The sequence below is a fragment of the Mesorhizobium sp. P2_E7 genome, assembly GCF_056403855.1.
The window spans coordinates 1,463,608-1,483,998 of sequence record NZ_JBFUER010000001.1 but is presented as its reverse complement, the minus strand read 5'-3'; the positions used below and the strand labels follow the sequence as shown (position 1 = coordinate 1,483,998).

Here is a 20,391-nt window from a genome sequence, read left to right as displayed (position 1 = left end):
ATATTCAGGTAGGCTCGCCCTGACCTGAATCTCAACACACCTCGATGTTTTGCGGACAGGGCGGCACGTCCACTTCGCGGATGAAGGTGCGCAATTCCTCCATGTCCCCAGACAGAGGCCGATCGTCGGAATAGTGCGCGATATTGTCCCGGACCATTCGGTAGATGGTGTCGGTACCAGGCGCACGTGCACCGCGCTCTGCCAGGAAATCATGGGCCTGCGCAGCGGCCATGAGTTCGATTGCCAAAATATATTCCGCGTTGTCGATAACGGCGAGCAGCTTGTTGGCGGCGACTGTCGGATGAGCCAGAAAATCCTCTTGCAGACCGGATGTGACGCCGCCGTCGGTTGCCGCCGGCGCGGCCAGGCGCCGGTTGACGTTGCTCAGCGACGTCGCGGTGTATTGGGCAATCATGAAGCCGGAGTTGGCTCCGTCCTCATCGGCAAGGAAGGCCGGCAGATTGTTGACCAGAGGATTGACGAGACGGTCGATGCGACGCTCGCTCATTCCCGCCACCTGCGCCAAGGCGATCGTCAGGCCGTCGGCGGCCTGCCCGAGCGCCGGTGCCACCGCATGCGCCTCCGAAACAACCTGGGGATCGCTCAACGACCCGAATACCGCGGGATTGTCGGTTACGGCAGCCAGTTCACGGTCGACCAGCTCAGCGGACCGGTCCAACACTTCCCTGGCGGCGCCATGAACATGCGGCACGGCACGAAGGCTGAGGGCGTCCTGCGTGCGGCTGCCGTGGGCAAGCGCGATGAGCTCACTGCCATGAAGCCAGCCGCGCAGCGATTTGCCGACATCCTGAATGCCGGGCGAGGGCCGCATCGCGAGGATGGCTTCGCCAAAGGCCGGCATTTGTGCGCCCGCGGCTTCAAGCGTCAAAGCGGCCGCGGCGTCTGCCCATCCCAGCAAGCGCTCCGCACGCTGCACGGCGATGCTGATCAGGCCGGTCGCGCACGCCGTGCCATTGACGAGGCTCAAGCCTTCCTTCGCGCCAAGCTCCAGGGGCTCCAGACCCATTTCAGCCAGCGCTTCCAGTCCGCTCATCGAGCGACCTGCCACCGTTGCGCTGCCTTCACCGATCAAGACCAGTGCCACATGCGCGTTGTGCGTCAGATACCCGGCCGAGCCCCGGGACGGCACGTCGGGAATGCAGTCGCGCTCGATAAAGGTGAGCAAGTTGCGGACGATCTGAGGGCTTACGCCCGAATGGCCATGCGCGAAATTTGCCACCTGGGCGGCAATGATGGCGCGCACGCCGCGTCTCGGCACCAGGTCGCCGACACCGCATGCATGACTGCGAATGATGTTGCGCGACAGTTTCTTTTGCAGGGCAGGCGCCACCACCTTGCTTGCCAATGCGCCGACCCCGGTATTGACGCCATAGGCGCGGATGCCTTTTTCGACGATGGAAGCGACGAGCTGGTTCGCAAAAGCGATCCGCTCCCATGCTGCTTCGCTCAGCGTCAGGGATTCGCCGTCGCTCACTTGCGCGATGTCGCGCCAACTGGCGTTGCCATCTATCGTTATTGTCATTGGTCGTTCCGAAATAGCGCTGCGGATCCGCAAGCGCCGTTAGCTTGCTCGAAAGGCTGGATGAGAAACTTGCTCTCGGCTCCGTACCGCACAACCGCCACGCATCATGGCGATGGAACCGGCGATTGATGCGACTGCAGCGACGTCGTGGGAAATAAAACTCTGATGCAGCACCTGAAGCTTAATCCGCTTTCGGGCTGAACCGCGGCTCCATTTCCGCGCGCGTCATCGGGGCTTGACCCAGGAATCCTGGAGGCCTAGTCGTCCGCAAGTTGTAAGGACACCGGAATGGCGCGTGGCGCGAAGGCATGGCTGAAGCGAAATAGCGCGCGAGCATCCCTGCTGTTGCTGAACGCCGCGCTGCTTGTCCGCTACCGCCGGTTGACCCAGCGTTTCCTCGAGCGGATGCGGCATCTGCCGAATTTCGCGGCCCCTGTGACCTTTACGGAGAAGATCCACTGGCGCAAGATTTTCGATGACGATCCTCGTTTTGTCGGTCTTCTCGACAAGCTCAAGTCCAAGGAAATCGTCCGGGAGCAGCTTCCCTGGCTCGCCATCCCAGAGGTGCTGTGGCAGGGCGACGACCCGTGCCAGATCCCCTTCGATGCATTGAAAATTCCCTATGCCGTCAAATGCAATCACGGTTGCGCCATGAACGTCATCGTTCGCGATCCGGCCAACGCCGATCGCGAGGCAATCATTGCCGAGATGACGGAACACCTTGCTCAGACCTATGGCGCCCGCAAGCTCGAACGCAGCTATGCGCACATCGAGCGGCGGGTTTTCGTCGAAGCGCTGGTCGGCAAGGACTAGGATTATGACCCGGTCGACTACAAGCTCTGCGTGCTGGCCGGCCGCGTCGAATACATCGTCGTCGTCGCCTTCCGTTCCACAGTCAAGAATACCGGCCACCTGGATCGCGACTGGCGCCCGCTCAACATCGTCCAGGGCGCGATCGACTCGAGCCTGGAAATTCCTCCGCCCAAGAGCCTCGCCCGAATGATCGAGGCAGCCGAGGCGCTTGGCAGCGAGTTCGACATGGTGCGTGTCGACTTCTACGAGGAGGAAGGGGAGCCGATCTTCGGAGAATTCACGGTCTATCCGCGCAGCGGGTTGCTGCAATTCGACCCGGCAACCTTCGATGGCGAACTGGGCGCGCATTGGGATATTGGCGCCTCTGGGTATCTCAGCCGCTTGCCCAGCCGATTTGCCGGCCGATACAAGGCAATGCTCGTCGCCGCTGGTTATCTCGACACTAACTGATGCGGGAGCGGCGCAGGCCGCGCCCGGCGATAGATGGATCGGGATTCGGGCTCGGGATCATCATCGGTCAATTTGTCCTGCCGGGATCGATCTTCTTGAGCCGCTGCTTGGCCTCGACCACGCGCCGTTGCGCAGACCGAATTCGGCAACACAAGGCAAGGTTCACGGCGACGCCGCAGTCTTCATCGAGCAAGTTTTCAGCGCGTTCGAGATCCAGCTTTGCCCGGCCGACACTCTGTCGTGCTCTGGCCAGTTCCAGGTTCATCAGGTCCATTGTTCCGCTTCCTTTGGGTTGCGGTCCCTTCAGAACACCAACCCCTGCCGGAAGCTTTGGTTCCTGCGACGTATTGGCCGATCAAGGCTGCCAGCAACCTCCACACGCGATCCGCAGTGGAGCGCGATTATTGTGCGAACTGGCTCAGGGCTGTGGGGTCGATTTTCGTCAAAAGCCCTTCGGACTTTACGACCCGCCGTCGCGCAGATCGTATCCTGCTGGACAAAGCGAGGTTCTCAGCCACCATTTTCTCGCTGAGTACAAGCGCAAGCTCGGTTTGTCTGACGCGCTGCTGCTGGGCATCGGCGAGTTGCGTGGTCAGAGGATCGGCTGCCATTCTGGGTCCGGGGTCCGCGAGGTTCATGAGCTCCTAACACATAGCGGGCGAAATCGTTCCCTATTGTCGGGCGAAACCGGCGCCGCATCAAGGGGTGGCTGAGGTTGAACCGACGAGATATCCCAAGATCGACGTCGTTGCCGTCCGGTAAGGCGACGACGGGCGGGACCAACCCGACCACTTCCGATCAGCTTGCCATTTGGCGACTTGAAGCCCGCCGCCTCACGGGTAGCCGACTGTTTAGAATGGTCAGGCTCGCGACAGCCTTGACAGGTACTGTAACGGTCTCACCAAGCGGAGGTATCAGTGGTCTCGGCGATTGGAAATCAACATCGGCAGGAAATTCAACCGAAACCCGCAAAGACAGAACCGGGCGAAGGATTGCGCCAGGCAAAAGCGCAGACAGCGTAGGACATCGCGCCAAGGCCATGGTGGCAGAAAGTGGCGACACAGATCCGGGTGCGCAGGGGCGCGCCGCGTCGACAATCGCCAGAATGGATATTACCGTTTTGACTCCACCGAGCGAAGAGCCGCCTTTGGAGTAGATCGGGCGGACCCGCTTGCCTCACGGTGCCTGGGTTCAGTCTTTGTGCAGCACGATGTAGCGACTGCTCACCGCATTCGCTCCCTTGCCCCGTGTGACAACGACCGTCCTGTATCCTGCGGGTAGGGAAGCGGTAGCGGTTGGGTCGACAAAATTGCATTGCCCGACGATCTCCCCATTGGGGGCGCCTGCGAGCCTGTTGGCCAACGCAGCCTGGCATTCGTCAAGGGATACGAACATCTTGGCCGGTGACGGATCGAGCGGTTTGCAGACAGCCTGGCCTGGGCTGCACGACAGCAAAACCATCATTGCGGCAGTTGCCGGATCCATTTTCGCGTTTCTCCCCATGTGGACGAAATCTCAACGCGGGAACGGGGGCTTTGTTTCGCAGCTGCTAAAATATCAGAGCGTGTGTGGGAACAAGAGAGTGGCCATGTCGGTTCTTTGGGCATGCGAGGTAAAATCAAAGATCCGCCGCCGAAGCCCAGTCCGAGGAAGACGCCCGTCCGTCCAGACGAGGACGCATCGCCAGAGCCTCGACATGTCGACCCGCCACCACGAGATGTGCGCGAGGCGCCGGCACCAAATCCAAACGGCGATAAAAAGTCCTAACGGCCGGCCTGCCAACCGAGAATAGGGGCCGGCAGCTGACCAACGCGCTAGGCCGTAAGGACTAGCTGCCTACAATGTGAGCGTCAGCTAATTTATCCTGCGACGAGAATTCAAACCCTTACCCTCGTCAATCTCTTGTGCCCGCTGGCCCCCTGCGGGCTTTTTTCTTGTGAGGAACTCACTTTATGCCGGCCAACATCTGTAACGGCGTCGCCACGGCTATGACGCTGCACGCAGGCTTGTGCGGGAACGTCGCCTCCTGGGTCGGGCCGGTTCCGCTGCCACGCTGCCAACACCAGTAGTGCCCTCACGTTCCCTTGCGCTCGTTACTTTGTGCAAGCGCTCATACGGCAACAACTCTTTGACGCGCGCACCAAGCGCAGCGATCTCTCCCCGCATGTCCTCGCATTCCTGCCTCTGGACATCGTGCTGCATCTGTTCGGAGGCGTATTGCACGGAGAGATGTGATAGATCCGCAGTCAGCTTTGAAAGGTTCATCTTGTCGGCTTCGCTCTCCTTCATGAGAACAGAGAACCTTTCATCCGCAACCTGCTTTTCGGCCATGGTATCGCTCCATTGAGCCGTTAGCCTGGCGATCTCACCGGATGCTTCGCTTGCCTCGCTCATCACCACATCCAGCCGCGATTGAAGGCTTTGAATTTCAGAACGCAGGCCCCGCATCTCCGCAAGACTGCGTGCACGTTCGGCTTCGCTGTCATCGTCCGCGATGCGCGCGGCTTCCGTCATTTCCGACAGTTTCGCCTGCGCGATCTCAAGTGACTTCTGCAGCCGCGTTTCCTCTTTCTCGCTCTTGCCAAGCGCCGCCAGCAGTTCCGAATGCCGTGCCGCATCGTTGGCATGGAAGGTCGATAGCTCATCGAGCCTGCGCCGGGCCTCAGCTTCCCGCTTTTGTGCCTTGTCGAGGTCGATCGAAAGCCTCACATGCTTTTCCCGCAAAGTGTCGTTTTCCCGTGAGCGCCTATCGGCTTCGGCCGTTCTCGCCGAATGAGCTTTGACAACCTCGCTGAACTCCGCTTCCCGCCTTGCGCTGGCATTGGCTGCCTCCACCAGTTCCAGCCTTACCGCAGCCAGTGCGCCGCGAAGAGCGTCCCTGTCCTGAACCAGATTCGCCTCACGCTGCTGCATGGCACCGAATGCGCTGTCGTGCTCGCGCAGCTTCCTCGTCACATCGTGCAGTTGTTCAGACAGGACCTTCTGTTCCGTCGTCAGGCTGGCATTTGCCATTTCCAGTTCGTTGGCGCGAAAGAAGTCTGCTTGAAGGATGTGGAAGAATTCGCGTGCGTAGTGGTGTGAGGTTGCGATCTCCAGAAGCTTCGCTTTGACTTCCTCCAAATGCTCCTCCGCATCGTGGAACAGCCTCTCAAAAGAGCCCAAGGCATCGAGCCGGCTCTGCGTATGCGAAGTCAGCTGTCGCGGAGCTTCAATGGTAGCGCCTTCAGGCTGCGAGCCATTGGTCTGTATCGTGAGATTCTCTTGCGAGACGTCGCCGTTTTCTGGCGGGGACATATCGTCGAGGCTCAGGGAGTTGCTGACAGCCTCCTCCAACTCTGTCTGGAGTTCCTCAGCGGCTTTCTCCACACTCTCGTAACGCTTGATAAGGTTCGATAAGTTCATGACAAACGCTCCCCGCGCACAACAATGCGGCCCGGCGCCCATAGAATGGGATGTGAATAGGAACCGGGCCCAACCCGAGGGCGGTTTGTAACAGCGGCGCCGTGGGCTGGCGAGTATATGCGCCAATGCTAATATCCTCAAAGTCATACGAATGGAGTACCAGAACAGCAATTCGGGGGGCCAACCGATGGCCGATAAGCCGGCCACAACCTACATCGTGAGCATATTCGAGAAGCCGCATTGGCGCACGATTGCTTTCTCCCTAGCTTTTGCGTTCAGAAGCACGCTGGACCGGCGCCGAAGGCATGAAGCGGCCGGCGACGCAATGGGTCAAGCCGGGCATCATTGGCCGTGAAGCACCTGCGCGGCGAGGAAGATTTGCGGCACGCTTCGCTGCAGGATTTTCGAGAGGAAACGTAGCTGGCGATTATCATTTAATTTCAATGTGGTGCGGACGCCGGGAATCGAACCCGGATAGCCGTAGCTGAGGGATTTTAAGTCCCTTGCGTCTACCAATTCCGCCACGTCCGCAGGCCAGCCCTTTTCAGACGCCAGCGAAAACCCGTCAAGCCATCTTTTGCCGAGTGCCGTCACTCGAACTGATGAAAGGTGGTTCGTGATTTTAAAACAACAGGTTGCGAGGAAAATCTCAGTTGTCGGGAACGCTCAGAACTTGTAGCTGAGGTTCACCCCGACCGTGTTCAGCTTCACGTCCTGGTCGCGGCCGACGAATTCGTCGGACCCGTCATGGTGTTCGGAACCGAAATCGTAGTAGCGATATTGGGCGCCGACGACGAACTTGTCGGTCAGCGCGTAGTCGACGCCGGCGCCGACCGTCCAGCCGACATGCGTGCTTGTGCTGGAAAAGTCCGGGGCTTGCGAGGTCTCGATGCCGGCGAAAGCGACGCCGCCAATGCCATAGACCAGCAGCCGGTCCATGGCGTAGCCGGCCTTGGCGTTGACCGACCCGAACCATTTGATGTCGGTACCGAAATTGTTTCCGGGGGGGCCGAGTACCGTCGTGCCTTTGATACGGGAATAGTTGAGCTCGGCCTCGGCGCCGATCACTGCCTGGTCGAACTGCCACAGGCCGGCGACATGGCCGCCGACGAAACCGCCATCGGGATCGGGCGAGGTGGAAAACGGCTCACCCTCCGTTCCCGTGATGTCAGACTGGCCCCAGCCGTAGCCGGCCTGCAGACCGGCATAGTAGCCGGTCCAGTCGAAGCCCGGTTCGGTCATCGGGACCGCCATCGGGTCGGCGGCAAAAGCCGGCGCGGCCAGAGCGGTCAGAAATCCGGCAGTTGCGAGCGTCAGGCGACGCATCAAGCTCTCCGAAATGGCGGTTCAGAAGACTCCTTGACGCAAGGTAGTCCTATTCGCAGTAAAACGGAACCCATTGTTCAACAATCGAAATGCGCCTGTTGCTGTGCTATGCTCTATTTGGCGTCGATGAAGTCCAGCGCCGCCTGGCTATATTCGTCCGGCGCCTGAAGCATGGCGAAGTGGCTGGCATTGGGCAGGATGATAAGCTTGGCGCCCGGAATGACGGAGGCCATGTATTCGGTGTGTTCGCGCTTGATCGCCTCATCGTGATCGCCGGCAACGATCGCGGTCGGCGTGGTGATCTTGCCGAGCTGTTCCTTGGTCCAGGCCGGCTCCGACTCCCACATGTGGCTGATCTGCGAAACGAAGGCGTCGTATTGGTCCGGCGTCTTCGACATCTTCTTGTAGTCGCGGCCCGAGCGGTCGATGTAGGCGGCAAAGGTCTTGTTGGTCATCACGCCGGGATCAACGCCATCGGTGGTGACATTGGCGGCTTGCGCAAAGAGCCTGGTCAGCCGCTCCGGATGATGCAGCGCGATGTCGATGCCGATAATGCCGCCGTCGCTCCAGCCGACAAGAGCGGTCTTGTCGATCTTGAGGTAGTCGAGCAGGGCCAGATAGTCGGAGGCCATGAGGTCATAGCCGTAAGGCTGCTCGGTGCGCGTGGAGCGACCATGGCCGCGGCTGTCGGCGACGATCACCTTGTGGGTCTTGGACATCGTCGCTACCTGGCTCGCCCAGATATCGGCGTGGCCAAGGCCGCCGTGGATCAGAAGGATCGGATCGCCGGCGCCGAAAACGGCATAGTACATCTGGATGCCGTTGACCGGCGCATAGCCGCTCTGATCCGGTTTGGGCATCGCCGCCGGCTCCGGCAAGGTCTGCCAACGTTCCTCGGCGGATGCAAAGCCGGCCGAGATCAGGAATAGGGTGACGAAGACGAACGCTTTCAGGAACCGGGTCATGACTTCACCTCAGGAGGTTTCGTCCTTGGGTCGTTTCGGCCTCGGACGATTGCGGGGGCCGATTTAACAGTCTCCGCGTGTGCGGAGTCAACGAACGGGGGTTTCGGCTGGCGGCGTGAATTGAAAATTCAATCCGTGCCGCTGCAACGCGTCCGGTTGCGCCTGTGACGGCAATCGCAACAAAAAACCCGCCTCGCGGCGGGTCATTGGCGCAAATCAGCACCGTGCAAGAAACAATAGCACAAGTGCCGGCACAAATGAACCTCGCCGAGCGGATTTCGCCCGCAATCGCTGGTCAAAGCCATGCCGGCTTGGCACAGTCGGGCAAACAGGAGTCTCCGATGGCAAAGACTGCGCATGCGACGAAACCGAAACCCTGGACCGAGATGGCGACGCATCTGGTCGATGTCGCAACGGGGCGCAAGCCGGCCGATCTCGTCATTCGCAACGGACGCTGGGTGAATGTGCATTCGGGCGAGATCATCGCCGGCACCGACATCGCCATTGCCGGCGGACGCTTTGCCTATTGCGGGCCAAATGCCAGCCATGCCATCGGCCAGGGCACCAAGGTGGTCGACGCCGGCGGCCGCTATCTGGTGCCGGGCCTTTGCGATGCGCATATGCATGTCGAGAGCGGCATGGTGACCGTCACCGAGTTCTGCCGCGCCGTCATCCCGCACGGCACCACTTCGATGTTCATCGACCCGCATGAGATCGCCAATGTGCTTGGCCTGCCCGGCGTGCGGCTGATGCATGACGAAGCTGTCGCCATGCCCATCAACGTGCACGTCCAGATGCCGTCCTGCGTGCCGTCGGCACCGGGGCTGGAACATGCCGGCGCCGAACTGACGGTCGCCGATGTCACCGAGGCGATGACCTGGGAAAACATCATCGGGCTCGGCGAGGTGATGAATTTCCCCGGTGTTGCCGCCAACGATCCGGTGATGTCGGGCGAGATCGCCGCGACGGTGAGGGCCGGTAAGACGGTCGGCGGCCACTATGCCTCGCGCGATCTCGGCTTGCCGTTCCACGGCTATGTCGCCGGCGGCCCGGAGGACGACCATGAGGGCACGCGCGCCGAGGACGCGATCGCCCGGGTGCGCCAGGGCATGAAGGCGATGCTCAGGCTCGGTTCGGCCTGGTACGATGTGGCGTCGCAGATCAAGGCGGTGACCGAGAGCGGGCTCGACCCACGCAATTTCATCCTGTGCACCGACGACAGCCATTCCGGCACGCTGGTGCATGAAGGCCACATGGACCGGGTGGTGCGCCACGCCATCCAACAAGGGCTGAAGCCGGTGACGGCGATCCAGATGGCGACGCTCAACACCGCCCAGCATTTCAAGCTGGAGCGCGAACTGGGCTCGATCGCGCCAGGACGGCTGGCCGACCTGCTGATCGTTTCCGATCTCGCCGCCATGACCATCGACGAGGTCTATGGCCGCGGCGTCAGGCTGGCCAAGGGCGGCAAGCTCGACATCGATATTCCGGCCTATAACTATCCGAAGACGGCAAAGAACACGGTCAAGCTCGGCAAGAAGCTGAGGGCAGGCGACTTCGACATCGCGGCGCCCAAAGGCGCCAATGAGGTGCGGGTGCGAGTGATCGGCGTCATCGAGAACCAGGCGCCGACGCGGGCGCTCGAGGCCGACCTGCCGGTCGAGGACGGGCTGGTCGCCATGGATCGCCGCAACGACATCTGCCAGATCGCGCTGGTCGAGCGCCATCGCGGTACGGGCGGCGTCACCAACGCCTTCGTCTCCGGCTTCGGCTATATGGGCGACTGCGCCCTGGCCTCCAGCGTGGCGCATGACGCCCACCACATCATCTGCGTCGGCACCAACAAGGAAGACATGGCGCTGGCCGTCAACCGGCTGGGCGAGGTCGGCGGCGGCGTGGTGCTGTTTTCAAAGGGCAAGGAACAGGCGCTGGTCGAAATGCCGATCGCCGGGCTGATGTCGGACGAACGCGCCGAGATCGTCGCGGCCAAAGCCGAGAAGCTGACCGAGGCGATGCGCAAGATGGGCTGTTCGCTCAACAACGCCTATATGCAGCACTCGCTCTTGGCGCTGGTCGTCATTCCGGAGCTCAGGATTTCCGACGTCGGCCTGATCGACGTGACGACGTTCCAGAAGGTCGACCTTTTTATCTGACAGACCCGGCTGTCATCCGCCGGTGGCGATGGTCAGCACCTTGAACGGGGTGGTGATGACGACTTCGGCCATGGAGCCGACTGCCTTGCCGATCCCTTGGCCGATATCGTCAAACTCACCTGGATCGTTCGACCGCAGGGCGGCTGGTGTGCGCAGTCGGTCACCGAGCAATTGCACCAGGATCGGATTGTCCGCGAACTTGGCGTGGTTCAAACGGTCACCGCCCTTGGTCTTGGTCAGATCCGCCACGACCACGCCATAGCTGGCGAGGTCGGCCGCATTGCCGTAGTCGCCGACGCGCGGCTTGTCGCCGGAGATGATGGACGACAGCTTCAGCGCGCGGTCGTCTCCTGAGAGCAGGATGGCGAACGGCTTGTCGGGTTTGCCGTAGCGGATCATCTGTTTCTTGAAGACGTCGACATCGATGTCCGGCGAGGCCAGGACGACGTAGCCGAGCTTGCCGCCGAGATCGCGGTCGCCGGTGATGGCGAGCTGGCGCAGCGCCTCCATCGTCACCCAGGTTCCCATCGAGTGCGCGATGACGTCGATGCTCTTGACCTTTGTCTTGGCGAGCATCCTGAGCGTCGCCTCGAGATCGTCGCGCGCGGCGTTGGCGCTTTCCTTGTCGTAGATATAGCCGGTGGTCTTGCCGCTGGAAGCCCAGGAAAACAGCACCGGCGTGCCTGGATATTTGGTGTCGTGGGCTATCTGCGTCAGCCGGTAGACGCCGTCGTCAAAACCGTTGTTGAAGCCGTGCACGAAGACCAGGGCGCGGTCTCCGTTCATGGCGATGTTGGCGCCGACAGCCTTGGCGAATTGCGAGGCGTCGCCATAGTGGACGACATCGGTGGCGGTGAACTGCTTGGCCGGGTTGGAGTTGGCCGAGCCCTTGGCGCGCTCGATGGCGCCGAGCTGGTGCACCTTCGGCACGGTGACGTCGACGCGGGCGTAGTTGGTGGTCAGCGAACGGTCGCCGTCGAACACCTGGCGCGGATCCTTGGTCGCCGGCTGGCGGGTGGTGGCGACGAAGATTTCGTGCGTGGCCGCGATGTCGGAGGCGGGCACCGACACCGTCGTCTTGTTCAGGAGGTCATGCGTGTTCTGGCCGGCGCAGCCGGCGACGGTGAGCGCGAAGGCAAGACAAAGCACAATCTTCAAACGCACGATCACCCGGGGGTCCCTCAAGGGCGGCAAATACTAACGCCTCCGGCTATTCCGATAAAGCCAGAGGCCAGTCCGGTCCAGTTCAAAGTGGCGAGCCGGGCAATCGCGGACCGCTGCGCAGAAGCATTCCTATTGCGCGAGCTGGGTGATGCGGTCGGTCACTGTCTGGTCGCTGGCAAAGCCGTCATCCTCGCGCAGCCGCTGGCCGATCATCTTCACCAGTTCGGGATTGTCGGCGAATTTGGTGTGGTTGAAGCTGTCGGTTCCCTTGACCTTGGAGAGGTCGACCACGGTGACGCCATAGGCGGCGAGGTCGGCGGCATCCTTGTAGTCGCCGACGCGCGGCCGCGAGCCGGCGATCAGGCCGGAGAGCCGGAGCGCACGGTCGTCGTCGGACAAAAGCAGGATGAACGGCTTGTCCGGCTTGCCGTAGCGGCGCATCTGGCTCTTGAACACGTCGACATCGATGTCGGGCGAGGCCAGCACGACATCGCCGAGCTTGCCGCCGAGATCGCGGTCGCCGGTGATGGCCATTTGGCGCAGCGTTTCCATGGTGACCCAGGTTCCCAGCGAATGGGCGACGATGTCGATACGCCGCGCGCCAGACTGCTGCAGCATGCGCAACGTCACTTCGAGCTGGTCGCGGGCGGCGCTGGCACTTTCCTTGTCATAGACATAGTCGGTGGTCTTGGCGCCCGATGCCCAGGAAAACAGCACCGGGGTGCCGGGATAGCCGGAATCGTGGACGATCTGGGTCAGGCGGTAGACCGCGTCGTCGAAGCCGGTGTTATAGCCATGCACGAAAACCATGACGCGGCCACCGCGCGCGGCGATGTCGGCGTTGAGCGCACTCGAAAATTTCGGCTGCGCGTCGTAGCCGACAACCTCGGAAGCCATGAAATACTTGGCCGGATCGTTGGAATTGCCGCGCGAGCGGCGCTCGATCTGGCCGGTCTGGTGGATGCCGGGAACGGTGACGTTGACGCGGGCATAATTCAGCGTCGCCGAGCGCTCGCCGTCGAAAACCTTGTTGGGATCGTCGGACTTCTTGCGTGTCGTGGCGATGAAGATCGAGTGATTGCCCGAAATTTCCGTCACCGGCGTGGACATGACGGCGCTGCCGAGCAGTTCCTCGGTTTTACGGCCGCCGCAGCCTGCCACAAGCAAGGCAAGCGCAAGAATGCAAATCGTCTTCAAACGCACGTCAAAATTCCACTTAAGCCCAAAAAGGGCCATCCACCCTCCGCGACACCTCCCGGACAGTGAGAGTGCGGCGGAAGTAAGTCGCGTCCAGCCGAAATGTGGTCAGCGCCGTGCCACGGCCATGGCACTGTTGCGCGAAAGCCAAAATGGCGGCAGGAACGCCGGGATGTTGGAGAAGGGCAGCACTTCAGGCTTCAGCCTGATGCCGAGCACGTCCACCATGAAGGCGCGGCGCGCCTCGATCCGGCGCCAGGCCTCGGGATAGCGGGCCGCGATCTCCTCGCGCAAGGCCTGGTCTGCGAGCGCGATGCCGTCCTCGATGTTGGTGGTGAAATAGCTGGTTCCGGTCGCCGGGATGATGTCGACCTGCAGCGCCATGCCCGACCGCAACTTGATATCCGAGCCCGAAAACACCGGCGAGTGCATCCATTCGTCGATATGGACGAGATGGCCGGGATTGAGCGAGACGCCGAAGAATGGATCGCCGATGCGGTCATGCACGGCTTTCCACAGGGCGCCGCCGGTAACGCCGATGCCGACGATCTCGTACCAGTCGACGACGGCGGCGAAGTAGGGCGCGACCAGTTTTTCGACATAGTCGCTTATTTCGCTGGGAAGCTCGGCCGCACTTTCGGCCAGGAAGCCGGCGCGGGCGTTCAGCGAACCCTGGATGCCATAGGCCATGGTGATCGGGTCGCCGCGCTTGATGATGTCCAGGCGCGGGCTTGGCAGGCCGTATGGCGCACGCTTGCCGGCGGACAGCATCGGGTGGCAGCACAAGGGCAGGCCGTTCATCCCCATCAGCTTCGCGGCCTGCAATTCGGTCATGCCGGGCTCGATACCGCTCAGCACGTTGCGCAGGCCTTGCGAGGAAAAGGTCGCGGCGAATTCGAAGGATGCCAGCTGATCGGCCTCGTTGATGGCGCGCAGACCATCCGTCGGGTTCATCAGAAGGTTGGCGGCGTTGACCACCGCGCCCTTGCCGCCGGCCAGTGTTCGCAGCGCATCGGCGATGAAGGACGGCAGGTCGAGCGTTGCCTCGCCAAATCCGCCATCGCCGGGGCCGAACGGCTTCCAGCCGATGGCGCCGATCTTCTGGCCGGCCTTCAGGCCGCTGGCGGCAAGCGTGTCGGACAGGGACGCGGAGCGGTCGCGTGGCTGCGCCGGCAGCGAGAAGGTCTGGTAGAGGACGCGCTCATAGGGCCCGTCGCAGATCTCGGCATAGCCCCAGCCCTCATTGCCGACGAGAAGTTTTGGCTGGCTGCCGGGAACGATAACCAGCAGCGTCTCCTCGAAACGCGGATCGTAACCGCTGAGATAGGCGACATTGGCCGCATGCTCGCGGTCGCCATAGACGGCGAAGGCGTCGAGCCCGGCCTCGGCGCCGCGCGCCAGCAGGGTCTCGATGCGCGCTTCGTAGGTTTGCCGCGCAAGCAGCGGCATGGTGGTCGGCTCGCCGAATTCAGGAAGCGCGACGGTCTTCAGGGCGACAGCCGAAACAGGCATGAAGATGGCTCCAATGAATTTCTTTCGGCGCATCAAAGCGGCCGCGCCGCATCGGTGGCCGCAAACGGCGAATTGTGCAATAGGCTTGGCATTCCAACCACGTGATCACGGGCGCCATGAACAGTTTCTCCTCCCGCGTCGCCATTGCTGCCGCAGCGATCCGCGAAATCTTTCCCGAAACGCCGCTGCAGGAAAACGACTATCTGTCGAAGAAGACCGGGGCGCGGGTGCTGTTAAAGCGCGAGGATCTTTCGCCGGTGCGCTCCTACAAGATCCGCGGCGCCTTCAACTTCTTCCGCAAGGCGCTGGCTGCCGGCAACGAGGCCGAACTGTTCGTCTGCGCCTCGGCCGGCAACCATGCGCAAGGCTTTGCCTTCGTCTGCCGCCATTTTGGCAAAAAGGGCGTGGTCTTCATGCCGGTGACGACACCGCAGCAGAAGATCGACAAGACGCGGCTGTTCGGCGGCGAGTTCGTCGAGATCAGGCTGGTCGGCGATTTCTTCGACGACTGCTATCGCGCCGCCTTCGAATTCACGGAAAGTTCCGGCGCGCATATGGTGCCGCCCTTCGACCACAAGGACATCATCGAAGGGCAGGCCACCGTTGCCTATGAGATCGCCGACCAGATGCCCGGCGCGCGCATGCCCGACATCATCATGCTGCCGGTCGGCGGCGGCGGCCTGGCGGCCGGGGTGACGCACTATTTCGCCGACCAGCAGCGCGAAGCCCGCTACGTGTTCTGCGAGCCGGCCGGGGCGCCGAGCCTGCATGAGAGCCTGGCCAGCGGCAAGCGCATCAAGCTCGCCAATGTCGACAATTTCGTCGACGGCGCGGCGGTGGCCGAGATCGGCCGAGAGCCGTTGCGCCACCTCAAGGAGTTTGCTGCTGACGCCGTCCGTCTGATCCCCGAGAACCGGCTCTGCGCCACCATGATCGAAATGCTCAACATCGAAGGCGTGGTGCTGGAGCCGGCCGGCGCGCTGGCGATCGATGCGCTGAAGGATTTTTCGCGGAAGGAGATCCGCGGCAAGACCATCGTCGCCGTGGTGTCGGGCGGCAATTTCGATTTCGAGCGGCTGCCCGACGTGAAGGAGCGGGCGCTGCGCTTCGAGGGCCTGAAGAAATACTTCATCATCCGTTTCCCGCAGCGGCCCGGCGCGCTGCGCGACTTCTTGGAAATGCTCGGTCCCGACGACGACATTGCCCGCTTCGAATATCTGAAGAAATCGGCGCGCAATTTTGGTTCGGTGCTGATCGGCATCGAAACCAAGGACCGGCGCAATTTCGACCTGTTGAAGGCGAATTTCGAGGCCGAGGGCGTGCACTACCAGGACATCACCGACAACGAAACCCTGGCGGGGTTCATCATTTAGGCATCCCATCTCCCAGGCCAAGGCAACTTCGGAATTTGTGCATTAACGTTTCGTATTTGCTTGAAATTTCTTCTCTTTGAGGCAATGGATCAGCGTCGAATAGTTTGTTCCATTCGTTCTTCCATGAGTAGCGACAGTCGGTTTTTCGATTGCCATATGCGCCTGAGATATCCGCTCGGATCTTTGCGTCCTCGCCAGCCCTGGTAAATGTTCGAAAGACAGTGTGAATAAAATCATTATAAGCAAAGAAAAGGTCATCGTTGAATAAATGTTTGTACACGTTCATAATTTTGTCCGTTGACCTCTTTAAGTTTATCATCTGATCCGGCGTTATTTCTTTCCAGTCACCAACCCATACGCAAAAACATAGGATGGAGTTGAATTTAGGTGCCATTTGATCATAAATCTCAATCCTCTTTTCTATTATTTTCCTATTTTGCCATTGTGCCTGTTCAATGGATTTGATCTGCCTGTTAATGTGCCAGCCAAAGTATGCGAGAACTGCTGGAACTGAAGCGCTGACGATCAATTTCAAAATTTCTAGATGTTGATCCGCCACAATTTCCTCCTCAAATTGAACCTGAAACCACGAACGAATATATTCGAAATACTCTTTCTTGGTAAGGAATGAACGCACTATGACAGTCTTTGTTGCGCTGTTTTCCGGCATCAATGTCGGCGGCAACCGCATCGTCAAGATGGCGGAGCTGCGGGCATTCTTCGAGGCGCTCGGCTTCACCGACGTCGCCAGCTATGTCCAGAGCGGCAATGTCGTGTTTCGCGCCAAGAAGGGCGACGCACCCGCGCTGACGAAGCAGATCGAAGCCGCCTTCGAGAAGAAATGGGGCTTTCATTCGCGCATCATGGTGCGCGATCTCGGCTGGTTCGAACGGCTGGTGAGTGAAAATCCCTATCCGGAAGTGGCCGGCGACCCGACCAAGCTTCACGCCTATACGCTGGAGCGCCAGCCGACGGCGGACGAAATTGCCAGGCTTGCCGAAAAGTGCACCGGCCCCGAAAGCTTTGAGGTCAAGGGCGATGTGCTCTACCTCAAGGCGCCGGACGGGCTCGGCAAATCGGTGTTCGCCAACATTCTTCCGCGCGTGCTCAAAGTGCCGGGCACCGCGCGCAACTGGCGTTCGGTGCTGGCGCTGCTGGAGATGGCCGGCAAGTCCAGCGCAAAATAGGGCTAAGTCGCTGTAGCCTGCTTCCAGTCGAAGATCAGTTCCTCGCGGAAGGCAAAGCGCTTGATGTGATCGGCAACGACGCTTTCCAGCCGCTCCAGCGATCCGCCTTCATCCGTCGACACGGTGATGTGCAGGGCTGCCGCGTCGGCATCGAGAACCGTGCGGCCGAGCGACAGATCGATGGTGCCATGGTTCGGATCGAACTCGACGGGAAATTTGTGTGCCCAGTGCTTGCACAGCTGCTGCAGATAGCGGCTGGCATAGGCGGTGGTGACATCGACACGGCTGGTCGGCATGAAGGACTTCTCCTGGACGGGGCGCTGGCTTTGACTGGCTGGCGCGTCAGGCAGGTAGATAGGTGCGGTCGCCCGAAACGGCAAAGGCGGCCGGCTTGTCCGCGCGGCCGCCTCGCTCAAGATGGCGTGATCGCTACCAGGTGCCAGTGTTGGGCATCGACGCCCACGGCTCGGCCTTGGGCTTGGCCGGTCCCTTCTGCAGCAGCTCGAACGAGATGCCGTCCGGCGACTTGACGAAGGCCATGTTGCCGTCGCGCGGCGGCCGGTTGATAATGACGCCATTGTCCATCAGATGCTGGCAGGTGGCGTAGATGTCGTCGACCTCATAGGCGAGGTGGCCGAAATTGCGGCCGCCCTTGTAGTCCTCCGGATCCCAATTGTAGGTCAGCTCGATCAGCGGCGCCTTTTCGGCGATGCCGCTGTCTACGTCCTCGGAGGCGGCGAGGAAGATCAGCGTGAAGCGGCCCTGCTCGTTTTCATAGCGGCGCACTTCCTTCAGGCCGAGCTTGTTGACATAGAAATCGAGCGAGACATCGACGTCGGCGACACGGACCATGGTGTGGAGGTAGCGCATGGGATTTCCTCGGGGATGTTTGGGTTGCGAGGCAACATAGGGTCCGCCCCGCCCAAGGGCAACGAGCATCGGACTGAAAAGTGGGCGCCGGTTTTGGAAAAATCAGATTGCTCTGACAAAAGCGCCTGACGACAAGTGGTTGCCGATTCCGGCAAAATCCGGCGCAAATTGCCGACCGGTTGGTGGTGCGATCGACCCGCCGTGCCGCCCGCTGGTAACGCCGGCAAACAACTAATTAGCTATTCTTGTATCGAACCGTGAAAAAAGGCACGTCAGGTCTTGCACACCCCGGAAGCGGCGGTGTTAATCTGATATCAAGAATCACTTGCGGTTTTCTTGAAAAAAAGGGGGCGTTCTTATGGGGGATAGGGCCTCTTTCACGAGGCGGGATGAGAACCTTGACGACGCCCTGAGGCGCGACAGCGGCGGCGATACCGCCGATCTGGTCGAAATCGCCGGCGCCATCAAATGGTTTGACGTGGCAAAGGGCTACGGCTTCATCCTTCCCGATGACGGTTCTTCGGGCGACATCCTCCTCCATGTCACCTGTCTCCGAAAGGACGGTTTCCAGACTGCATTGGAGGGCGCGCGTGTCGTGTGCCTCGTCAAGCATGGCGACCGCGGCCTGCAGGCGTTCCGGGTGCTGTCCATGGACACCACCACTGCGATCCACCCGGCCGAGATGCAGGAACAGCGCACCCATGTGTCGGTGACGCCGGAAAGCGGTCTCGAACGGGCGCTGGTGAAGTGGTTCAACCGCACCAAGGGCTTCGGCTTCCTGACCAGGGGCGAGGGCACCGAAGATATCTTCGTCCATATGGAGACGCTGCGCCGCTACGGCATCACCGAGCTCAGGCCCGGACAGGTCGTGCTGGTGCGTTTCGGTCGCGGTGACAAAGGCCTTATGGCTGCCGAGATCCACCCCGATATGGGCACCTTGCCGGTCGCGCATTAGGACGCGAGCCATCCCGACGAATTCGGGACGGCTCTCTTTCCTTGTTTTCTTGGTTTCACCACGATCTTATCCGAATACCTGAGACCACTTTTCGGGATCATGGTTTCCGGTCGAGGATTTCAGATGGCGCACAGGAATTGGCTGACTGCGGGCGCGCTCTGCGTCATCGTTGCCGTGGCCGCCGGCGCCTACTTCTATTCGGGGCGGCCGACCGCGTCCCAACAGGCTGCCGCCGGCGACAGCCAGGCGATGATCCTTCCCGTCGATCCGACACCACTGGTGGTGACGACGAAAGGCGGGGACAAATCCTTCACCATCGAAGTCGCAAACACCGAAGCGGAGCGCGAGGCCGGCCTGATGTACCGCCAGGACATGGCGGACGATCATGGCATGCTGTTCGTCTTCGAGATGCAGAAGCAGGTCGGCTTCTGGATGCGCAACACGCCGATGCCTCTCGACCTGATCTTTGTCGGCCAGGACGGCAAGATCCGGGCGGTCAAGCATGGAGATCCGTTCTCCGATGCGGTCATCTCGCCAGGCGTGCCGGTGCGCTTCGTGCTCGAGCTCAAGGCCGGCATCGCGGCCAAAAACGGCATCGAGTATGGCGATCTGCTGCGCCATCCGGCTGTCGGCACGGCATCCGGGCCGGGTGTGCCGCCGCTGGACAAGGGCGATTCGCCAACGCCCGGCGCTGGTTGAGTGGTGTCGATGCAGTTCTTTTCGCACGACGGGTTCGACCTCGCCTTCCTCGACCGCCAGCCGGCGTCGGGCGCCGGCGATCCGGTGCTGATGATCCACGGCTTTGCCTCCAGCCACTACGTCAACTGGGTATCGCCGGGCTGGTTCAAGACGCTGAACGATGCCGGTTACCGCGCCATCGCCTTCGACAATCGCGGCCATGGCTCGTCGTCGAAGAGCTATGACGAGGCCGACTATACGCCAGCCAAAATGGCCTCTGATGCGGCAGCTCTGCTCGACCATCTCGGCATCGGCCGTGCGCATGTCATGGGCTATTCGATGGGTGCGCGCATCTCGGCGTTCCTGGCGCTGTCCGATCCCGACAAGGTGGCGACGCTGGTCTTCGGTGGGCTCGGCATCGGCATGGTCGATGGCGTCGGCGACTGGGATCCGATCGCCGAAGCGCTGCTGGCCGACGATCCGGCCGCCACCAGCCATCCGCGCGGCCGCTCGTTTCGCGCCTTCGCCGATCAGACGCGCAGCGACCGCCGGGCGCTGGCGGCCTGCATAGCCACCTCGCGCGAACTGCTCAGCGAGGATGACATGACGCGCATCGCCCAACCGACGCTGATTGCCGTCGGAACGACAGACGATATCGGCGGTTCGCCCGACGAACTGGCCGCGCTGATGCCGAATGCCAGGGCGTTTCACATCGATGGCCGCGACCATATGCTGGCCGTCGGCGACAAGACCTTCAAGCAGCGCGTGCTGCAGTTTTATGCCGAAAATCCGCTCTGAGGCGG

At 61.3% G+C, this 20,391-nt stretch carries 19 protein-coding genes and 1 tRNA gene; 8 read left to right on the top strand and 12 right to left on the bottom strand.

The window, feature by feature from the left end:
• Positions 1–31 precede the first annotated feature (31 nt).
• Complete coding sequence (locus AC1DYC_RS07570; RefSeq protein ID WP_477405141.1) at positions 32–1,543, bottom strand: HAL/PAL/TAL family ammonia-lyase; 1,512 nt, start codon at positions 1,541–1,543, stop codon at positions 32–34.
• Between the two features lie 288 nt (positions 1,544–1,831).
• Here AC1DYC_RS07570 and AC1DYC_RS07565 point away from each other — a divergent pair, with 288 nt between their 5' ends.
• Both AC1DYC_RS07565 and AC1DYC_RS07560 read left to right on the top strand, forming a co-directional pair.
• The gene (locus AC1DYC_RS07565) at positions 1,832–2,356 is read left to right on the top strand and encodes an ATP-grasp domain-containing protein (protein ID WP_477405139.1); all 525 of its coding nucleotides are present in this window, start codon (positions 1,832–1,834) and stop codon (positions 2,354–2,356) included.
• A gap of 30 nt (positions 2,357–2,386) precedes the next feature.
• Entirely contained in the window at positions 2,387–2,806 is a 420-nt protein-coding gene (locus AC1DYC_RS07560; RefSeq protein WP_477405137.1) for an ATP-grasp fold amidoligase family protein, read from the top strand.
• A 67-nt stretch (positions 2,807–2,873) separates the two neighbouring features.
• Here AC1DYC_RS07560 and AC1DYC_RS07555 read toward each other — a convergent pair whose 3' ends face one another.
• From AC1DYC_RS07555 to AC1DYC_RS07535, 5 genes are all read right to left on the bottom strand, one after another.
• Positions 2,874–3,080, bottom strand: a complete 207-nt coding sequence (locus tag AC1DYC_RS07555; protein ID WP_477405135.1) for a hypothetical protein — start codon at positions 3,078–3,080, stop codon at positions 2,874–2,876.
• A gap of 1,712 nt (positions 3,081–4,792) precedes the next feature.
• Positions 4,793–6,208: a coiled-coil domain-containing protein gene (locus tag AC1DYC_RS07550; RefSeq protein ID WP_477405133.1), complete on the bottom strand. Its 1,416-nt coding sequence runs from the start codon at positions 6,206–6,208 to the stop codon at positions 4,793–4,795.
• 446 nt (positions 6,209–6,654) lie between these two features.
• Positions 6,655–6,739, bottom strand: a tRNA-Leu gene (locus AC1DYC_RS07545).
• A 135-nt stretch (positions 6,740–6,874) separates the two neighbouring features.
• Positions 6,875–7,534, bottom strand: a complete 660-nt coding sequence (locus AC1DYC_RS07540; RefSeq protein WP_477405131.1) for an outer membrane protein — start codon at positions 7,532–7,534, stop codon at positions 6,875–6,877.
• Positions 7,535–7,647: 113 nt separating this feature from the next.
• The gene (locus tag AC1DYC_RS07535; protein ID WP_477405129.1) at positions 7,648–8,499 is read right to left on the bottom strand and encodes an alpha/beta fold hydrolase; all 852 of its coding nucleotides are present in this window, start codon (positions 8,497–8,499) and stop codon (positions 7,648–7,650) included.
• Between the two features lie 341 nt (positions 8,500–8,840).
• Between AC1DYC_RS07535 and ade the strand changes: the two genes are divergently transcribed.
• Positions 8,841–10,652, top strand: coding sequence for an adenine deaminase (gene ade / locus AC1DYC_RS07530; protein ID WP_477405127.1), 1,812 nt, complete (start codon positions 8,841–8,843; stop codon positions 10,650–10,652).
• Positions 10,653–10,664: 12 nt separating this feature from the next.
• Here ade and AC1DYC_RS07525 read toward each other — a convergent pair whose 3' ends face one another.
• The 3 genes from AC1DYC_RS07525 to AC1DYC_RS07515 form a co-directional block, all read right to left on the bottom strand.
• On the bottom strand, positions 10,665–11,822 hold the full coding sequence (locus tag AC1DYC_RS07525) for an alpha/beta hydrolase (RefSeq protein ID WP_477405125.1): 1,158 nt from the start codon (positions 11,820–11,822) through the stop codon (positions 10,665–10,667).
• A 123-nt stretch (positions 11,823–11,945) separates the two neighbouring features.
• Positions 11,946–13,052: an alpha/beta hydrolase gene (locus AC1DYC_RS07520; protein ID WP_477405123.1), complete on the bottom strand. Its 1,107-nt coding sequence runs from the start codon at positions 13,050–13,052 to the stop codon at positions 11,946–11,948.
• A gap of 69 nt (positions 13,053–13,121) precedes the next feature.
• Positions 13,122–14,525 (bottom strand): aminopeptidase P family N-terminal domain-containing protein, encoded by a 1,404-nt coding sequence (locus AC1DYC_RS07515; protein WP_477405121.1) that lies wholly within the window; start codon positions 14,523–14,525, stop codon positions 13,122–13,124.
• Positions 14,526–14,641: 116 nt separating this feature from the next.
• On the opposite strand from AC1DYC_RS07515, the gene ilvA reads away from it, so the two are divergent.
• Positions 14,642–15,898, top strand: coding sequence for a threonine ammonia-lyase IlvA (gene ilvA / locus AC1DYC_RS07510; RefSeq protein ID WP_477306371.1), 1,257 nt, complete (start codon positions 14,642–14,644; stop codon positions 15,896–15,898).
• Here ilvA and AC1DYC_RS07505 read toward each other — a convergent pair.
• Positions 15,891–16,535: a hypothetical protein gene (locus tag AC1DYC_RS07505; protein WP_477405119.1), complete on the bottom strand. Its 645-nt coding sequence runs from the start codon at positions 16,533–16,535 to the stop codon at positions 15,891–15,893. The genes ilvA and AC1DYC_RS07505 overlap by 8 nt on opposite strands.
• Before the next feature lies 1 nt (position 16,536).
• Between AC1DYC_RS07505 and AC1DYC_RS07500 the strand changes: the two genes are divergently transcribed.
• Positions 16,537–17,085 (top strand): DUF1697 domain-containing protein, encoded by a 549-nt coding sequence (locus AC1DYC_RS07500; RefSeq protein ID WP_477405117.1) that lies wholly within the window; start codon positions 16,537–16,539, stop codon positions 17,083–17,085.
• 2 nt (positions 17,086–17,087) lie between these two features.
• On the opposite strand, the gene AC1DYC_RS07495 is transcribed toward AC1DYC_RS07500, so the two are convergent.
• Both AC1DYC_RS07495 and AC1DYC_RS07490 read right to left on the bottom strand, forming a co-directional pair.
• Entirely contained in the window at positions 17,088–17,381 is a 294-nt protein-coding gene (locus tag AC1DYC_RS07495) for a DUF2218 domain-containing protein (protein ID WP_477405115.1), read from the bottom strand.
• 133 nt (positions 17,382–17,514) lie between these two features.
• A complete protein-coding gene (locus tag AC1DYC_RS07490) occupies positions 17,515–17,955 on the bottom strand; it encodes a VOC family protein (protein WP_477306361.1) in 441 nt (146 codons plus the stop codon).
• A 358-nt stretch (positions 17,956–18,313) separates the two neighbouring features.
• Between AC1DYC_RS07490 and AC1DYC_RS07485 the strand changes: the two genes are divergently transcribed.
• From AC1DYC_RS07485 to AC1DYC_RS07475, 3 genes are all read left to right on the top strand, one after another.
• Positions 18,314–18,910, top strand: coding sequence for a cold-shock protein (locus AC1DYC_RS07485; RefSeq protein WP_477405113.1), 597 nt, complete (start codon positions 18,314–18,316; stop codon positions 18,908–18,910).
• 123 nt (positions 18,911–19,033) lie between these two features.
• Positions 19,034–19,609 carry a DUF192 domain-containing protein gene (locus tag AC1DYC_RS07480; RefSeq protein ID WP_477405112.1) on the top strand — a complete coding sequence of 192 codons (576 nt, stop codon included), beginning with the start codon at positions 19,034–19,036 and terminating at the stop codon, positions 19,607–19,609.
• Positions 19,610–19,618: 9 nt separating this feature from the next.
• A complete protein-coding gene (locus tag AC1DYC_RS07475) occupies positions 19,619–20,386 on the top strand; it encodes an alpha/beta fold hydrolase (protein WP_477405110.1) in 768 nt (255 codons plus the stop codon).
• Positions 20,387–20,391 lie beyond the last annotated feature (5 nt).

What these genes read in the sequence shown, in the direction of transcription:
- AC1DYC_RS07500 (WP_477405117.1), top strand. Translation starts at nt 16,537, where the DNA reads ATGACAGTCTTTGTTGCGCTGTTTTCCGGCATCAATGTCGGCGGCAAC.
- ade (WP_477405127.1), top strand. Translation starts at nt 8,841, where the DNA reads ATGGCAAAGACTGCGCATGCGACGAAACCGAAACCCTGGACCGAGATG.
- AC1DYC_RS07535 (WP_477405129.1), bottom strand. Translation starts at nt 8,499, where the DNA reads ATGACCCGGTTCCTGAAAGCGTTCGTCTTCGTCACCCTATTCCTGATC.
- AC1DYC_RS07495 (WP_477405115.1), bottom strand. Translation starts at nt 17,381, where the DNA reads ATGCCGACCAGCCGTGTCGATGTCACCACCGCCTATGCCAGCCGCTAT.
- AC1DYC_RS07490 (WP_477306361.1), bottom strand. Translation starts at nt 17,955, where the DNA reads ATGCGCTACCTCCACACCATGGTCCGTGTCGCCGACGTCGATGTCTCG.
- AC1DYC_RS07565 (WP_477405139.1), top strand. Translation starts at nt 1,832, where the DNA reads ATGGCGCGTGGCGCGAAGGCATGGCTGAAGCGAAATAGCGCGCGAGCA.
- AC1DYC_RS07485 (WP_477405113.1), top strand. Translation starts at nt 18,314, where the DNA reads ATGGGGGATAGGGCCTCTTTCACGAGGCGGGATGAGAACCTTGACGAC.
- AC1DYC_RS07515 (WP_477405121.1), bottom strand. Translation starts at nt 14,525, where the DNA reads ATGCCTGTTTCGGCTGTCGCCCTGAAGACCGTCGCGCTTCCTGAATTC.
- AC1DYC_RS07475 (WP_477405110.1), top strand. Translation starts at nt 19,619, where the DNA reads ATGCAGTTCTTTTCGCACGACGGGTTCGACCTCGCCTTCCTCGACCGC.
- ilvA (WP_477306371.1), top strand. Translation starts at nt 14,642, where the DNA reads ATGAACAGTTTCTCCTCCCGCGTCGCCATTGCTGCCGCAGCGATCCGC.
- AC1DYC_RS07480 (WP_477405112.1), top strand. Translation starts at nt 19,034, where the DNA reads ATGGCGCACAGGAATTGGCTGACTGCGGGCGCGCTCTGCGTCATCGTT.
- AC1DYC_RS07540 (WP_477405131.1), bottom strand. Translation starts at nt 7,534, where the DNA reads ATGCGTCGCCTGACGCTCGCAACTGCCGGATTTCTGACCGCTCTGGCC.
- AC1DYC_RS07555 (WP_477405135.1), bottom strand. Translation starts at nt 3,080, where the DNA reads ATGGACCTGATGAACCTGGAACTGGCCAGAGCACGACAGAGTGTCGGC.
- AC1DYC_RS07520 (WP_477405123.1), bottom strand. Translation starts at nt 13,052, where the DNA reads ATGGCCCTTTTTGGGCTTAAGTGGAATTTTGACGTGCGTTTGAAGACG.
- AC1DYC_RS07550 (WP_477405133.1), bottom strand. Translation starts at nt 6,208, where the DNA reads ATGAACTTATCGAACCTTATCAAGCGTTACGAGAGTGTGGAGAAAGCC.
- AC1DYC_RS07570 (WP_477405141.1), bottom strand. Translation starts at nt 1,543, where the DNA reads ATGACAATAACGATAGATGGCAACGCCAGTTGGCGCGACATCGCGCAA.